Source organism: Streptomyces sp. NPDC060198 (assembly GCF_042728415.1).
Taxonomy (GTDB): domain Bacteria; phylum Actinomycetota; class Actinomycetes; order Streptomycetales; family Streptomycetaceae; genus Streptomyces.
On record NZ_JBHWZJ010000162.1, the window covers coordinates 1 to 15,780 of the forward strand.

General features: G+C 71.6%; 12 protein-coding genes and 5 tRNA genes. 7 read left to right on the plus strand and 10 right to left on the minus strand.

What is annotated here, in order from left to right; genetic code table 11:
• Nucleotides 1-29: 29 nt before the first annotated feature.
• Nucleotides 30-103: transfer RNA gene (locus tag ACFWEP_RS20100), tRNA-Met, on the minus strand.
• Between the two features lie 454 nt (nt 104-557).
• On the opposite strand from ACFWEP_RS20100, the gene ACFWEP_RS20105 reads away from it, so the two are divergent.
• A complete protein-coding gene (locus tag ACFWEP_RS20105) occupies nt 558-971 on the plus strand; it encodes a hypothetical protein (protein ID WP_387371642.1) in 414 nt (137 codons plus the stop codon).
• 284 nt (nt 972-1,255) lie between these two features.
• On the opposite strand, the gene ACFWEP_RS20110 is transcribed toward ACFWEP_RS20105, so the two are convergent.
• Nucleotides 1,256-2,017, minus strand: a complete 762-nt coding sequence (locus ACFWEP_RS20110; RefSeq protein WP_387371643.1) for a GntR family transcriptional regulator — start codon at nt 2,015-2,017, stop codon at nt 1,256-1,258.
• A gap of 107 nt (nt 2,018-2,124) precedes the next feature.
• On the opposite strand from ACFWEP_RS20110, the gene ACFWEP_RS20115 reads away from it, so the two are divergent.
• Nucleotides 2,125-2,538 carry a hypothetical protein gene (locus tag ACFWEP_RS20115; RefSeq protein ID WP_387371644.1) on the plus strand — a complete coding sequence of 138 codons (414 nt, stop codon included), beginning with the start codon at nt 2,125-2,127 and terminating at the stop codon, nt 2,536-2,538.
• Between the two features lie 360 nt (nt 2,539-2,898).
• Here the strand turns inward: ACFWEP_RS20115 and ACFWEP_RS20120 are convergent, their stop codons facing one another.
• The 7 genes from ACFWEP_RS20120 to ACFWEP_RS20150 all read right to left on the minus strand — a co-directional run bounded on the left by ACFWEP_RS20120 (nt 2,899) and on the right by ACFWEP_RS20150 (nt 8,498).
• Nucleotides 2,899-3,519 carry a hypothetical protein gene (locus tag ACFWEP_RS20120; RefSeq protein WP_387371645.1) on the minus strand — a complete coding sequence of 207 codons (621 nt, stop codon included), beginning with the start codon at nt 3,517-3,519 and terminating at the stop codon, nt 2,899-2,901.
• A 167-nt stretch (nt 3,520-3,686) separates the two neighbouring features.
• A tRNA-Lys gene (locus ACFWEP_RS20125) sits at nt 3,687-3,760 on the minus strand.
• A 338-nt stretch (nt 3,761-4,098) separates the two neighbouring features.
• Entirely contained in the window at nt 4,099-6,324 is a 2,226-nt protein-coding gene (locus ACFWEP_RS20130) for a DEAD/DEAH box helicase (RefSeq protein ID WP_387371646.1), read from the minus strand.
• A gap of 266 nt (nt 6,325-6,590) precedes the next feature.
• Nucleotides 6,591-7,115, minus strand: coding sequence for a hypothetical protein (locus tag ACFWEP_RS20135; protein ID WP_387371647.1), 525 nt, complete (start codon nt 7,113-7,115; stop codon nt 6,591-6,593).
• Nucleotides 7,116-7,220: 105 nt separating this feature from the next.
• Nucleotides 7,221-7,601, minus strand: a complete 381-nt coding sequence (locus ACFWEP_RS20140; protein ID WP_387371648.1) for a fluoride efflux transporter FluC — start codon at nt 7,599-7,601, stop codon at nt 7,221-7,223.
• 67 nt (nt 7,602-7,668) lie between these two features.
• A complete protein-coding gene (crcB, locus tag ACFWEP_RS20145; protein WP_387371649.1) occupies nt 7,669-8,151 on the minus strand; it encodes a fluoride efflux transporter CrcB in 483 nt (160 codons plus the stop codon).
• Nucleotides 8,148-8,498, minus strand: a complete 351-nt coding sequence (locus tag ACFWEP_RS20150) for a metallopeptidase family protein (protein WP_327176650.1) — start codon at nt 8,496-8,498, stop codon at nt 8,148-8,150. The genes crcB and ACFWEP_RS20150 overlap by 4 nt, the downstream gene beginning before the upstream one ends.
• A 127-nt stretch (nt 8,499-8,625) precedes the next feature.
• Here ACFWEP_RS20150 and ACFWEP_RS20155 point away from each other — a divergent pair, with 127 nt between their 5' ends.
• The 4 genes from ACFWEP_RS20155 to ACFWEP_RS20170 all read left to right on the plus strand — a co-directional run bounded on the left by ACFWEP_RS20155 (nt 8,626) and on the right by ACFWEP_RS20170 (nt 10,599).
• The gene (locus ACFWEP_RS20155) at nt 8,626-10,215 is read left to right on the plus strand and encodes a metallophosphoesterase (RefSeq protein ID WP_387371650.1); all 1,590 of its coding nucleotides are present in this window, start codon (nt 8,626-8,628) and stop codon (nt 10,213-10,215) included.
• 102 nt (nt 10,216-10,317) lie between these two features.
• Nucleotides 10,318-10,390: transfer RNA gene (locus ACFWEP_RS20160), tRNA-Glu, on the plus strand.
• Between the two features lie 38 nt (nt 10,391-10,428).
• Nucleotides 10,429-10,503: transfer RNA gene (locus ACFWEP_RS20165), tRNA-Asp, on the plus strand.
• Between the two features lie 22 nt (nt 10,504-10,525).
• Nucleotides 10,526-10,599, plus strand: a tRNA-Phe gene (locus ACFWEP_RS20170).
• Nucleotides 10,600-10,658: 59 nt separating this feature from the next.
• On the opposite strand, the gene ACFWEP_RS20175 is transcribed toward ACFWEP_RS20170, so the two are convergent.
• Nucleotides 10,659-11,429 (minus strand): DsbA family protein, encoded by a 771-nt coding sequence (locus ACFWEP_RS20175; RefSeq protein WP_387371651.1) that lies wholly within the window; start codon nt 11,427-11,429, stop codon nt 10,659-10,661.
• Between the two features lie 380 nt (nt 11,430-11,809).
• On the opposite strand from ACFWEP_RS20175, the gene hrpA reads away from it, so the two are divergent.
• Complete coding sequence (gene hrpA / locus ACFWEP_RS20180; RefSeq protein ID WP_387371652.1) at nt 11,810-15,742, plus strand: ATP-dependent RNA helicase HrpA; 3,933 nt, start codon at nt 11,810-11,812, stop codon at nt 15,740-15,742.
• The last annotated feature ends 38 nt before the right edge of the window (nt 15,743-15,780 follow it).

Here is a 15,780-nt window from a genome sequence, read left to right on the forward strand (position 1 = left end):
CGCTGTGCGTGCCGGGCCCGGGCCTTCAGTAGCGGGGACAGGATTTGAACCTGCGACCTCTGGGTTATGAGCCCAGCGAGCTACCGAGCTGCTCCACCCCGCGTCGATGAACACAACTCTACGGCATCCCGAGGGAGCTTCGAACCACCTCGGAACCACATGGGCACAACCCGGCGGTTCTCCCGGCAGCGGCGCAAGCGCCCGGGGCTCGCTCCGAAAACACCACCGCCCGCCCGGAGGGTTGCGGACAGGAGTGCGGAACACCAGCAACCCGACGCCCCGCGAGCCGATTTCGCCTCCGCCGAGCGAGGCGCTCCACCATCCCGCGTGCAGAGCACCGCAGTTGCGTCCAAAGCGTCGCAACACCCGCTTCAACGGTCTTTTTACATCAGGCAGTTGCCACGCGTGCGCTTCTGGCCAAGGATATGGATGCATCCCCCAGAACAGGCGGGCTGCCCGTGCGGACACGTGCCCCCGGGGCGGCGGAATTCATCCTGCCCCGGCGTCGGCCACGCGCTCCCGGTCCCGCGACGCCGCTCTCTTTGGAGGACTCCACCATGACCACCCCTCTCACTCCCGCCCCTTCCGCCCCCTCGGACACCTCCCTGGGGGCCCGCGTGCGTACCTCGGCGGCGAGTGCGATCATCGGGGGCCTCGCCGGGGCCGTGATGAGCGCGGCGGTGGTCTACTTCATCATCGGAATGCCGGACGGCGAGGGCACCAACGCCCTGAACAACGCGATATCCGGTCTGATCAGCGGTTTCCTGGCCGGCTTCATCGGCCTGATGGTCTACCAGAGCAAGGCGGCGGCAGCAGCCCGGGCGGCAACAGCCGAAGCCGCCGCCACGACCACGCCCGCCGCGGCCACGGAGGCGGAGGCGGCGAGACCGGTGGCCGCCGAGCCCGAGGCAGCCACCGCGGAGGCTGCGAGCGAAGAGGCGACCGGGGCCAAGGCCCCGGCCGGCGCCTGAAGCCCACCCCGCACACGAGCGAGCACACGGGTTCCCGGCCCCCCGTCACTCGGGCGCCCGCTCCGATTCCGCGAAACGACCGCCCCCGCCCGGCCCCACGGCCCGCGGGGGCGGCGTCGTGTCCGGGGAGCGCCCCATCCCAAGAGCGTCACGGCCACACGACGTCGCGGCCGGGCGCGGCACGCCCTGGCCCCGCCGCGTGGCGAGACCCGTACCGGCCTCCCACAGCATCCCGCGAACTCCGCCTACACGAGCCGACGTCGGACCCTCGGGGCAGCCGCCCGTCACTCGCTCCGCTCGACGGCGATCTCGTACGCGATCTCCCACCGCACGTCCGGCACCACGATGTCCGCGGTCTCGACCGGGCGGCCGTCGGTGTCGTAGAAGGTGCGCTCCAACTCGGTGATCAGGCCACCGATGCTGATACCGAGGAGGTTCGCCTGCTCCTGGTTCGCGCGGGCCGGGCGCGGGATCTCGACGGCGCGCACGATGTCGACGCCGATCGACCGCATCCGTTCGACCACTCCGATCCCGGCGAGCGGCCCCATCTCGGGGAGGACGACCGGGGTGTGCCCGGTGATCGACATCGGCTCCCAGCTCCTGGAAAGCTGGACGGGCAGCCCGTCCACGAGGAACTCGTAGTCGGTGACGACGCAGAGATCGCCCAGTTCGATGGCCAGACGCTCCGCGATGCGCTCGGGCGCCGGAGTCCGCGCGGCCGAACGCGACTCCCATTTCCCCTCATGATCCTGGTGGTTGAGGACAGCGCGGTAGAGCGTGACGCCATGGCCCTCGGGAGGCCTCGTACGGATCATCCGCCGCCGCTCACGCGGCCTGCGGACGTAAGTGCCGGAACCCGCACGGCCTTCGAGGATGCCCTCGATGGTGAGGCGCTCCATGGCGCGCTGCGCGACGGACGCCCCGACCTCGTACTCCTCGGCGATCCGGGCACGGCTGGGCAACTTGTCGCCCACGGCCCACTCGCCCGCACTGATGCGGTCGCGGAGAGCGTCGGCCACCTGGAGATAAGGGGTGTCGCGAGGCATGTGCACAGCTCCCAGCGGTGGAAGTCGGACATTGACAAAGCTAACCCATCAGGTTGAAGCTGAATATTCAGCATTACGAAACGTGATCCAATATCCAGGGGAGAGCCATGCCCTCCGTGCCGCCGCGCGTCGTCGCCCTCGCGGGCATGTTCGCCGCCGCGACCGGCTCCGAGCCGCTGGTGTTCGAGACACCCGGCGCGTTCCGGGTGGAGGCGCCTCTCCCTTCCCCACTGAGCAGCGCCATCCACAGCACGATCCTCATGACGCTGGCGCACGGCGACCGCTTCGGCCACGAGCTGGGCGCCGACGGCGTCGCCCGGGTGTGGGCCGAGATCGACCACCCCGCCCCGAGACGAAGGAGCACCGACATGACGGAGCCGGCCGGCGGCACGGCCCCCGGAGACGCCGAGTACCGCACCCTGATCACCCACACCTCGGAGTGCACGACCTGCCGGTCGGACCGGGTGGAGTGCGAGATCGCGGACCGGCTCAGCAGGGCGTGGCGGGCGGCCCGCCAGTGACGCCCCTCATCTGCGTCGACTGCGACCGTTCGATCACGGGCCCCGCGGTGATCACGGCGGAGGGCCACTCCGCCTCCGGTGCGCGCCCCGACGCCTACGCCCACCCGCCGGGCTCCCCGGAGTGCCGTCCCCCGGCACGCAGTCGCGGCGCCCGCATCAGAAAGGCGCTCGCGGTGCGCGACCGCTGAACACCGGGCGACGACCGCCGAACGCCGGGAAACGGCCACTGCACGCCGTCCGGCGCCCAACTGGCCGCCGGACGGCCGCTGAACGCCGGACGACCAGGGGGCGCTGGGCACCCGGAGCAGGCTTCCGCGCAGGCCGCCCCACCCGGGTTGTCCGCGGCGCACACACAGATGCCTATGAGCTGTCCCGTGACAGCCGATCGGGGCGGACACCCCGGACGTGGGCGATCACGTCCGGTCGGCCCAGGCCGGCACGGTTGATCAGACCTCGGCCTCGGACGACGCCGTCCGCGGCCAGTCGTCTTCGCAGCGCGTCGGGGGCCAGAGAGGTCTCGAAGCCCTCACTGAGGCCTCGCCCCGTGTCCGCGTACTCGTAGCGGACCGCGTACGTCCTTCCCGCGTGATGCCATTCGCAGCGGACCAGAGGGCGCGCGAGGACCGACTCGAACCACTCCGCCGCCCGGTTCGCCAGCTCCACGGGTCCGCCCGCGGCTTCGAAGGCGAACTCTCCCGCGTTCCGCAGGATGGTCAGGTCCTGGTTGTGGAGTCTGCCGCCGCGGACGACGGCGCCGTCCACGTGGGCGCCCACGGTCAGAACTCCCCGGCCCCGCTGCGGGTCACCGATGTCCAGATAGACGATCAGCCGCCCGCTGGAGGTGCTCGCCGGTGGCAGCACGACGGTGTCGAGCGGGTCCGTCCGCCAGGAGCCCGCTCTTTCGGCCAGAACGTCCACGAACGCGCGCTGCGCGAGATCCAGGTCGCCTTCGTCGTACTCGAACCAGGGGATCCCCGCCATGACCGCACTCCACATGGGCTGCCCAGAAGCCGACGGTCGCCGGACCGTCCGTCCATGCACGCATCACGGACGCAGGAGTCCCACGACGACGGAGCGCCCCGACCAGCCGAAGCCGGTCGAGGCGCTCAGTAGCAGGTCAGAGAGGGTCTCCCCTGTCCCGCCTTCGGTAGGCCGTGTGGGACTCGAACCCACAACCAACGGATTAAAAGTCCGCTGCTCTGACCAATTGAGCTAACGGCCCTTACCGGATCACCCATGAGCATAGCCCGCCCGGACCCGGCGGCCGATCCGGTATCCCGTGACGGGCCACCGCGCCGGGAGCGAGAACCTTTCGGAGGCTGCCGGGGGAGGAGATCGTGCCCTTGTGAACCTGCCGGTACGGCCAGGTTCGGCGCACCGCGGGGCAGGCACGGCGTTACGGACCGCCCCTGGACCGCTCCCCGGACACACACCGTGCCCGGAACAAGCGTCAGGGCCCGTACAACACCTCTCGGCGTCGTACGGGCCCTGGCGGACGATCAGCGGCTCAGCGGGGAGCCGTCAGTCGCAGGACGGCCGGTCGGCGGTCCGGACTGCCGGTCAGCCGTTGCGCTTCCAGCGGGGCTTGTCGTCGCGGCGGCCGAAGCTGCCGGTGTTCGTACCGGTGTTGCCACCGCGGTGGTCGTCACGACGGCCCTGCGGGCGGTCGCCGGCGCCGCCGGAGCGGAAGCCACCGGACGGACGGTCGTCACGACGGTCGCGGTTGAACGGGCGGTCGCCGCCACCGGAGCGGAAGCCACCGGAGGGGCGCTCGTCGCGGCGGTCGCCACCGGAGCGGAAGCCGCCCGAGGGACGGTCGTCGCGGCGCTCGAACGGACGGCCACCACGGTCGCCACCACGGTCGTCACGGCGGTCGCCACCGGAGCGGAAGCCACCCGACGGACGGTCGTCACGACGGTCGCGGTTGAACGACGGACGGTCGTCGCGACGCTCGAACGGACGGCCACCACGGTCGCCACCACGGTCGTCACGGCGGTCGCCACCGGAACGGAAGCCACCCGACGGACGGTCGTTGCCGCCGCGGTACCCACCGCGGTCGCCACCGCGGTTGTCGCGACGCTCGTAGTTGCCACGCTCGTCACGACGCTCCTCGCGGACCGCCGGCTGCGGCTCCGGCTCGGCGACGGCTGCCTCGACGGAGGCCTCCGCCTCGGCGACGGCCTCGGCCACCGCCTGCTCCGGGTCGTCGCCCCGCTCGCGCGCGGCACGGGCCACCAGGCGGTCGGCCTCCTCGCGGAGCTCACCGGCACGGCGCTGCACGTGCTCCAGCTGCTTGGTCAGCTCGGCGACCTCACGCTCGGCCTGCTTGGCGGCGTTGTTCGCCGAGTCGGCCTGGACCTCGGTGAGCGAACGCGCGCCGGTGATCTCGGCGACCTCGGGCTCGAAGACGCCCGCGCCCTGGACGATGTGACGCGAGGCGTCGACGCCCGCGTCCTCCATCAGGCGGAAGATCTGACGACGCTGGTGCGGGAGTGCCAGGGAGACGACGACACCGGACTTGCCGGCACGGGCGGTACGGCCCGAGCGGTGCAGGTAGTCCTTGTGGTCGCCGGCCGGGTCCACGTTCAGCACCAGGTCGATGCCGTCGACGTGGATGCCGCGGGCGGCGACGTCGGTGGCGACCAGGGCGTTGACGTAGCCCTTCTTGAAGTCTTCGAGGACGCGGGTACGGGCACCCTGCGTCATGCCGCCGTGCAGCGCGTCGGCCTTCACGCCGGACTCGATGAGCTGCTCGGCGATGCGGTCGGCACCCAGCTGGGTGCGGACGAAGATGATCGTGCGGCCCTTGCGGGCGGCGATGGCGGCCGTGACCGGCGCCTTGTCCTTCGGCTTCACGACGAGGACGTGGTGCGACATGGTCGAGACGTTGCCCTGGGCGCTGTCGACCTCGTGCGTGACCGGGTTGGTCAGGTAGCGCTTGACCAGCGTGCCGATCTCGTTCTCCATGGTGGCGGAGAAGAGCATGCGCTGACCGCCACCGGGGATCTGGTCGAGCAGCTCGGTGACCTCGGGCAGGAAGCCCAGGTCGGACATCTGGTCGGCCTCGTCGAGGACGGCGACCTGGACGTTCGCGAGCGAGCAGGCGCCGCGGTTGATGATGTCGCGCAGGCGGCCGGGGGTGGCGACGAGGACGTCGACACCGCGCTCCAGGGCGTAGATCTGGTTGCCCATGGACGTACCGCCGCAGACGACCTTCATCTTGAGGCCGAGCACGTCGCCGTACGGCTGGAGCGCGTCCGCGACCTGCATCGCGAGCTCACGGGTCGGCGTGAGGATGATCGCGCGGGGCTTCTTCTTCTCGGTGTGACCGCCGGCCAGCGCGGCCAGGGTCGGCAGACCGAAGGAGAGGGTCTTGCCGGAGCCGGTACGGCCTCGGCCCAGGATGTCCTTGCCGGCCAGGGCGTCCGGGATGGTCGCGGCCTGGATCGGGAAGGGGCTGGTCACGCCGTTCTGCGCCAGCTTGCGGACGATGCCCTCGGGCAGGCCCAGCGAGGCGAAGGTGAAGGTCGGCTCGGCGGACTCGGCTGCCTCGTCGGACGCGGCCTCGTCGGACGAGGTCTCGACGGGAGCGGCGGCCTCGTCGGACGCGGTCTCGACGGGAGCGGCGGCCTCGGTGGCCTCCTGCTCGGCCTGCTCGTCCGTCACCTCGACGGTGACGGGAGCTGCCTCGGCCACGACGGCCTCGGCGACGAGCTCGGCGTGCTGCGCGAGCTCGTTGTCGATGTCTTCGGACATGACGGTGTGGTCAGAACTGGAAATTGACATGCGAAATGCGAAACCTTCCGGAGTCTCGGCACGCGCCCGTAACTCCGTGTTTTCGCAATTTCGACCGCCTCAATGCGGTCCAGCCACGGCAAGGGAGAGTACGCGCCACACGGCGCTCTTCTGTGTCGGCGCCGGGCAATGGGATCAAACGATCTACTACCATACGCACCCTCCCCCACATTGCGCAAACCGCCCTTCTTCGACACTCGACCAAAGCGCCTCCGACCTGCGGTGATGCCCTGCATCGGCAGCACCCGGCCGAGTGGTCATTCCGCCGGAGACGCGGCGGGCGGGGACGGGTCCTGAGGCGTGACCGGCGACTCCGCGGGCTGCCCCGGACCACCGCCCGCGTCGCCGCCCGGGGCCGGTTCGGTGGCGGCCGGCGGCGTCGGGTCGGGCGTGCCGGGCGCGGCGGTGACGACGGGGCCACCGGGTCCCGCGGTGATCCCCGGTGTGACCACCGTCACCGCGCCGCTCCCGCTGGGCGTCGGCAGGCCGGGTCCCTGGCCGGCCGCCGAGGGGCTGGGCGAAGCGGGGTCACCGGAGTGCTCCGGGTCCGACTTCCCGTCCTTGCCCCGGTCGGTGTGGTGGCGGCCGCCGGCGTCCGGGCCGGAACGGCCGGACGCGCCGGACACCCCGCTGTCCTGCTCCTCGGCGGCCCCGGCCGCCCCGGCGGACTTCGTGGGGCGGGGGCCGGTCTTCTCCGCGTCCACGCTCACGCACCCGAGGGAGGCGCCCAGGATCAACGCGGTGAGAACCGTCCAGCGGACGGGAACGGGGAACGGGCGCACGGGGCACCTCCGGGACGGGAACGCGGGAACGGGTGCGTGGTACCCAACTCCCCGGACCCCGCCGGGGACACGCCCACCGCGCCACCGGTGGGCGACCGACGGGCGTCAGCCCCCGAACCCGGCCCCGCCCGCCACCTCCGCGCCGAGGAACACCGCGCCGAGCCCCATCAGGACCGAGGCCACCACGTTCGCCCCCGCGAGGAAGGCGCGCCCGGTCTCGGCCAGCCGGAGCGTCTCGTACGAGAAGGTCGAGTACGTCGTCAGCGCCCCGCAGAGCCCCGTGCCGAGCAGGGCGTACGTCGGCGCGGAGACGGCGGCCCCGGTCAGCACCCCGAGCAGCAGGCTGCCCGCGGCGTTGACCGCGAAGGTGCCCCAGGGGAAGACGTACGGCAGCCCCGCCCCGGGGTACCGCCGCACGAAACGGTCCGTCAGATACCGCAGCGGGGCGCCCACCACACCGCCGATCGCCACCAGCAGCCAGTTCACCGCGCACTCCCCGTCGTCCTCGGCGGCCCGTCCACCGCACGCCCCCGGTCGTCGCCGGCGGCCGGCGTCACCGCGCGCCCCCGCGCGCACGCCGCGCACGGTCCACGCACGCCCGGGTGAGGGCGGCCCCCGTCCACACCCCGGCGAGCGCCGCCACCACCGTGCCGGCCGCGTAGGCCAGGGCGGTCGGCACCTCCTGGCGGGCCAGCAGCTTCGAGACGTCGGCCGCGTACGTGGAGAAGGTGGTGAACCCGCCGAGCACGCCGACACCGAGGAACGGGCGCACCAAGGGGCGCTCGACGACGGACCGTTCGACGGTCAGCACCATGAGGACGCCGATCAGCGCGCAGCCGACCGCGTTGACGACGAAGATCGTCCAGGGGAAGGCCCCCGCGGCGGTCGGCCGGGCCAGGGTCGCCGCGTAGCGGGCCAGCGTGCCGATCACCCCGCCGGCCGCGACCACCCCGAGCACGGCCGCCTCGTGCGGCCCGGACCGCGCGGGGGTCGCCCCGGCCCGAGCGGTTCCGCCCGGCACGCCGGAACCGCTCACGCGTACCCCAGGGCGTGCAGCCGCGCGTCGTCGATGCCGAAGTGGTGGGCGATCTCGTGGACCACGGTGATCTCGGTCTCCGCGACGACGTCCTCACGGGTCTCGCACATCCGCAGCGTCGGCCCCCGGTAGACGGTGATCCGGTCGGGCAGGACGCCCGCGTACCACTCGCCCCGGTCGGTGAGCGGTGTTCCCTCGTAGAGGCCCAGCAACTCGGGGTCGCCGGGGTCCGGTTCGTCCTCGACGAACACCGCGACGTTGTCCATCAGCCGCGTCAGCTCCGGCGGAATCCGGTCGAGCGCCTCGCTCACCAGCTCTTCGAACTGCTCGCGCGTCATCTCCAGCACCCCGTCATTGTCACGCACCGCCGCCCCGGCGCACCCGCGCGGGCGGTCGCCCGCCCGCCGCACCCCGTACGCGGGCACGTGGCGCCCCCGCCGCATGGCCGGAGCGCGGACCGGGCATACGGGTCCAATGGTTCGCGTCCCGTTCCGTCCGCGCCGCACCCCCTCCGTCCGTGTCCACCGAAACCGACGTCCTCGTACCGCTCCGGTGCCGGCGCCCGCGCTCCCCGGGCTCACGGGGTCCGGGCCCCGGCCGGTCGTGCGGGTGCTCGCGATGGTCGCGGTGGTGGTGCTGGGCGGCTGGCTCGGACTGCTGGTCGTGGGGGACGTGAAGACGCCCGTCGGCCCGATGGACACCACGATGGCGCTGCGGCCCTCGCTCACCGGGGGCACCCGGGTGGACGTGTCCCCGCTCGGCGCGCTGGAGCTGGACTCGCACGTCGCGCCCCTGCGCCTCGACGTCGACGTGGACCGCCTCGATCCCGAGCGGTCCCAGCGGCTGGTGGAGAAGCCCGAACGGTTCTCCGGGCTCCAGGACGAGGTCGCCCGGGACGTCGCGGACGGCGCCCGGGAGCTGGCGCTGCGGTCGGTGGTGGCGGTGCTGACCGGGGCGACCGTGCTCGGCCTCGTCGTCTACCGGCGCCCCCGCCCGGCACTGGCCGCCGGCGGCCTCGCGCTGGTGCTGCTGGCCGGATCGGGCGTCAGCGCGTACGCCACCTGGAACCCGAAGTCGGTGCTGGAGCCGAAGTTCTCGGGGCTACTCTCGAGCGCCCCGTCGGTGGTCGGCGACGCCCGTTCGATCGTCACCGAGTTCGACGTCTACCAGCAGGAGCTGGCCCGCCTGGTCACCAACGTCTCCCGGCTGTACGACGCCACCTCCACGCTCCCCGTCTACCAGCCGGACCCGGGCACCCTGCGGGTTCTGCACGTCTCGGACATCCACCTCAACCCGGCGTCCTGGCACATCGTCGCCTCGCTGGTGAAGCAGTACGGCATCGACGTGATCATCGACTCCGGCGACACCATGGACCACGGCACCACCACCGAGAACGGCTTCCTCGACCCGATCCGGGACCTCGGCGCCCCGTACGTCTGGGTGCGGGGCAACCACGACTCCCAGGAGACGCAGAAGTACCTCCGGGGCTTCAAGAACGTGCGTGTGCTGGACGAGGGGAGCGCCGTGACCGTCGCCGGGCTGCGTATCGCGGGCACCGGCGACCCCCAGTTCACCCCCGACCGGACGCTGGCCCTCGGTGGGGCGGCGTCGGAGCGGATGGCCGGCCTCCGGCTGGCCTCCGCCCTCCGCGACCAGACCCGGGCCGGCACTCCGGTGGACATCGCGGTGGCACACGATCCGCAGCTCGCCCGGGAGACCGACGGCACGGTCCCGCTCGTGCTCGCCGGCCATGTCCACCACCGGGTCAACGAGGTCCTGCCGCTCGGCACCCGGCTGAAGGTGGAGGGCTCCACGGGCGGCGGCGGGCTGCGCGCCGTGCAGAACGAGAAGCCGGAGAAGGTGCGCGCCTCGGTCCTCTACCTGGACCGCGCGACCCGGCGGCTCCAGGCCTGGGACGAGATCACGCTGGGCGGACTCGGCCTGACGACCGCCGAGGTGAGCCGCCATCTGCCGGAGGAGAACAGCCCCGAGGCGACCCCCTCGCCCAGCGCTCCCGTCCCTGCCGCGCCCTCCTCTCCCGCCGTTCCCAGCCCGTCCCCGTGACCCCGCCGCGACCCCGCCGGGAAACCGTTTTGGCGTTAGCTCCGAGATCCCATATGCTTCTCACGTCCCCGACGCGCTGGAAAGCAAGCCGGTGGGCCTTTAGCCCTCATCGTCTAGTGGCCCAGGACGCCGCCCTTTCAAGGCGGTAGCACGGGTTCGAATCCCGTTGGGGGCACGCTTTACCGTGTGCGAGACTTGTCTCGCACATTGCTTGGTCCTGTGGAGCAGTTTGGAGTGCTCGCCACCCTGTCAAGGTGGAGGCCGCGGGTTCAAATCCCGTCAGGACCGCTGCAGTTCTCAGGAGCTGCGTGGCTGGGTAGCTCAGTTGGTACGAGCGATCGCCTGAAAAGCGATAGGTCGCCGGTTCGATCCCGGCCCCAGCCACCTCCCGGAAGCCCCATCCACGTGGATGGGGCTTCCGCCGTTTCAGCCGACGTCCGGCGTCACCCGACCGGGTTCCCCACCGGGGTGACGCTCTCGGTCGGAACGGCACTGCCGGTACGGGCCGTCTCGGCGGCCTCCTCGATGGCCGCGGTGAAGGTCGCGTCGGGCTGGGCGCCCGCCAGCGGGCGCCCGTTGACCAGGAAGGACGGGGTGGAGCTCGCTCCGAGTCCGTACGCCTCGGCCTGGTCCCGGCTGACCGACTCCGACGCCGCCACGCTGTCCAGGTCGGCGCGGAACGTGTCGAGGTCCTTCACGCCGGCCTCCTTCGCGAGGGCGGTGAGCCGGTCGGGGCCGAATCCCTTCTCCTGGGCTCCCTTGGCGTACGCGGCCCGGTGGAACTCCCAGAAGCGCTTCTGGCGGCCCGCCGCCCAGGAGGCGCGGGCGGCGGCCTCGGAGTCCGCGCCGGAGACCGGGAAGTTGCGCCACTCGATGCGCAGGGTGCCGTCCTCGACGTAGGCGTCGATCAGGTCCGGTTCGGTGTCCCGGGCGAACGTGCCGCAGGAGGCGCACTGGAAGTCGCCGTACTCGACGAGGACGACGAGCGCGTCCGTACGGCCGAGGGCCAGCGGGTCGCCGGGCTCGCGACGGGCGAGCTTCGCGGCCTCGGAGTACTCCCCCGCGTCGGGCCGGGCCGACTCGCCGGCGGTGGCGGGGGACGGGCCGGGGGCGGTGGCGCGGTAGGAGGCGTAACCGAGCAGGACGGCGGCGAGGGCGACCGCGGAGCCGTACAGCAGGGGCTTCTTCGACCGGCTCTTCTGGGGCAGGGGCATGCGGCACTCCGGGAGCGTCGTTCGGATGCGGGGCGGCAGAGCGGAGGGGCGGCGGAGAAGAGGGGTGGCCGGGCCGGAGCGACGGGGCCGGACCACCCCCGGGTATCCGGGCGGCCGGGCGCGGCGCCCCTGCTGCACGGGCTCCCGGGCACGTCGTACGGGACACGGCGCAAGCCCCTTCCGGGATGGCCTCGAATCGGGCGACTTGCCGGAAATGTTACGGGTTCGAGCCCGCCTGGACGGGCGTACCCGGCGCCGGAGGGACGCGCCCCGCGCCCCGCCCGCACGGGCGTACCGGCACGGGACCCCGGCCGACCGGTCGAGGTCGCTGCGAAATCGGTTCGCCACTCCTCGGGCGCGGGTGAGATCCTGGGGTCCGTATGTCTACTTCCTTCGCTGATCTCCAGTCCCAGCTCGGACAGCTCTCGCTCCGTGACGCGCACCGGCTCGGCCGGCGTCTCGAAGGCGCGCGTCGCATCCGCAAGCCCGAGGCCCGTCAGTCCGTCGTGGACGAGATCGCGGCCGAAGCGGGCAAGGCCGCCGAACGGCTCGCCGCGCGCGCCTCGCGGCTGCCCACCGTGTCGTACCCGGAACAGCTTCCGGTCAGCCAGAAGAAGGACGTGATCCTGGAGGCGATACGCGACCACCAGGTCGTGATCGTCGCGGGCGAGACCGGCTCCGGCAAGACCACCCAGATCCCGAAGATCTGCATGGAGCTGGGGCGCGGGGTGCGCGGCATGATCGGGCACACCCAGCCCCGACGGATCGCGGCCCGCACGGTCGCGGAGCGCGTCGCGGAGGAGCTGGACACCCCGCTCGGCGAGACCGTCGGCTGGAAGGTCCGCTTCACCGACCAGGTGAACCCCGAGTCGACCTTCGTGAAGCTGATGACGGACGGCATCCTGCTGGCCGAGATCCAGACGGACCGCGAGCTGCTCGCGTACGACACGATCATCATCGACGAGGCGCACGAGCGGTCGCTCAACATCGACTTCCTGCTCGGCTATCTGGCCCGGCTGCTGCCGAAGCGCCCGGACCTGAAGGTCGTCATCACCTCGGCGACCATCGACCCGGAGCGGTTCGCCCGGCATTTCGGGGACGCCCCGATCGTCGAGGTCAGCGGACGCACCTACCCGGTGGAGGTCCGCTACCGCCCGCTCCTCGAAGAGGGCGGCGAGGACGCGGACCGCGACCAGATCACCGCGATCTGCGAGGCGGTGGACGAGCTGCAGTCCGCCGGCCCCGGTGACGTGCTGGTCTTCCTCTCCGGTGAGCGGGAGATCCGCGACACCGCCGACGCGCTCGGCAAACGCAACCTGCGCCACACCGAGGTGCTTCCCCTCTACGCGCGCCTCTCGCACGCGGAGCAGCACCGGGTGTTCCAGCGCCACACGGGCCGGCGCATCGTGCTGGCGACCAACGTCGCGGAGACCTCGCTGACCGTCCCCGGCATCAAGTACGTGATCGACCCGGGCAACGCGCGCATCTCCCGCTACAGCCACCGCACCAAGGTGCAGCGACTGCCGATCGAGCGGATCTCGCAGGCCAGCGCCAACCAGCGCAAGGGCCGTTGCGGCCGTACCTCGGACGGCATCTGCATCCGGCTCTACTCCGAGGACGACTTCCTCACGCGGCCGGAATTCACCGATGCCGAGATCCTGCGGACCAACCTCGCCTCCGTCATCCTCCAGATGACCGCGGCCGGGCTCGGCGACATCGAGAAGTTCCCCTTCATCGACCCGCCGGACCACCGCAACATCCGCGACGGTGTGCAGCTGCTCCAGGAGCTGGGCGCGCTGGACCCGGAGGAGAAGGACGCGCGCAAACGGCTGACCCCGCTCGGCCGCAAGCTCTCGCAGCTGCCGGTGGACCCGCGGCTCGCCCGAATGGTCATCGAGGCCGACCGCAACGGCTGCGCCCGCGAGGTCATGGTCATCGCCGCCGCGCTCTCCATCCAGGACCCGCGCGAGCGGCCCTCGGACAAGCAGACGCAGGCCGACCAGCAGCACGCCCGGTTCAAGGAGGAGACCTCCGACTTCCTGGCGTACCTGAAGCTCTGGGAGTACGTCCGCGAGCAGCAGAAGGAGCGCGGTTCCTCCAGCTTCCGCCGGATGTGCAAGCAGGAGTACCTGAACTTCCTGCGCATCCGCGAATGGCAGGACATCTACTCCCAACTGCGCACGGTCGCACGACAGATGGACATCAAGGTCGAGGAGCCCTCACCCGGGGCGGGCATCCCCGAGCAGGCGGTGCACACCTCGCTGCTGGCCGGCCTGCTCTCCCACATCGGGCTCAAGGACACCGAGAAGAACGAGTACCTGGGCGCCCGCAGCGCCAAGTTCGCGATCTTCCCGGGCTCCTCGCTCTTCAAGAAGCAGCCCCGGTTCGTGATGTCGGCCGAGCTGGTGGAGACCTCCCGGCTCTGGGCCCGCGTGAACGCGAAGATCGAGCCGGAGTGGATCGAGCCGGTCGCCCAGCACCTGCTGAAGCACACCTACAGCGAGCCGCACTGGGAGAAGGACCAGGCGGCGGTGATGGCGTACGAGCGGGTCACCCTCTACGGGGTACCGATCATCGCCCAACGCAAGATCAATTTCGGCCGGATCGACCAGGAGGCGTCCCGGGACCTCTTCATCCGGAACGCCCTCGTGGAGGGGGACTGGCGCACCCACCACCAGTTCTTCCACGACAACCGCAAACTCCTCGGCGAAGTCGAGGAGTTGGAGCATCGCGCCCGGCGCCGCGACATCCTCGTGGACGACGAGACGCTCTTCGACTTCTACGACCAGCGCATCCCCGAGCACGTCGTCTCGGGCGCGCACTTCGACTCGTGGTGGAAGCACAAGCGCCGCGACGAGCCGGACGCGCTGGACTTCGAACGCTCCATGCTCATCAACGAGAAGGCCGGGGCCGTCACCAAGGACGACTACCCGGACTCGTGGCGTCAGGGGAAGCTCAAGTTCAAGGTGACGTACCAGTTCGAGCCCGGCGCGGACGCGGACGGCGTGACCGTCCACATCCCGCTCCAGGTGCTCAACCAGGTCACCTCCGAGGGGTTCGACTGGCAGATCCCGGGCCTGCGCGAAGAGGTCGTCACCGAGCTGATCCGCTCGCTGCCCAAGCCGATCCGCCGCCACTACGTACCCGCCCCGAACTACGCGGACAAGTTCCTCGACCGCGCCGTCCCGCTCCAGGAGCCGCTGCCCACGACCCTCGCCCGCGAACTCCAGCGGATGGTCGGGGTGCCGGTCACCGCGGACGACTTCGATCTGGGGCGGGTACCGGAACACCTGAAGATCACGTTCCGGATCGTCGACGAGCGGCGCCGCAAGGTCGCCGAGGACAAGGACCTGGAGGCGCTCAAGCTCCGGCTGCGCCCGAAGGCCCGCCAGGCGCTCTCCCAGGCCGCCGCGGCCACCGCCGGGCCCACGGGCGTCTCCATCGAGCGCTCGGGGCTCACCGGCTGGACCATCGGCACGCTGGAGCGCGTTTTCGAGACCCGGCGGGCCGGGCAGCCGGTCAAGGCGTATCCGGCGCTGGTGGACCAGGGCGAGACGGTGGCCGTCCGGCTCTTCGACACCGAGGCCGAGCAGCAGCAGGCGATGTGGCGGGGCACCCGCAGGCTCATCCTGCTGAACATCCCGGTGAACCCGGCGAAGTTCGCCTCGGACAAGCTCAGCAACCAGCAGAAGCTGGCCCTGTCGCGCAATCCGCACGGCTCGGTGCAGGCGCTCTTCGAGGACTGCGCGACCGCCGCCGCCGACCGCCTGATCGCCGCCCACGGCGGCCCCGCCTGGGACGAGGCGTCGTTCAAGGCCCTGTACGACAAGGTCCGCGCCGACCTCGTGGACCTCACGGTCCGCACGATCGGCCAGGTACAGCAGATCCTGGCCGCCTGGCAGGCCTGTGAGCGCCGTCTGAAGGCCACGAACAGCCTGACGCTGGTGAGCAACGTCGCCGACGTGCGCGAGCAGCTGGCGCGCCTCGTGCCGGCCGGCTTCGTCACCGCGACCGGGCTGCGCAGACTGCCGGACCTGATGCGTTACCTCGTGGCGGCGGACCGCCGGCTCCAGCAGATGCCGACCTCCGTCCAGCGCGACACCACGCGCATGGAGAAGGTCCACGAGATGCGGGACGAGTACGCCTGGCTGCTGGAACAGCTGCCGCAGGGGCGGCCGGTGCCGCAGGAGGTCCTGGACATCCGCTGGATGATCGAGGAGTTGCGGGTCAGCTACTTCGCGCACGCGCTGGGGACGGCTTTCCCGGTGTCGGACAAGCGGATCGTGAAGGCGATCGACGCCGCCGCACCGTAGGAATACGGCCTGCTCACCCCCTCCTCCGGGGGGTGAGC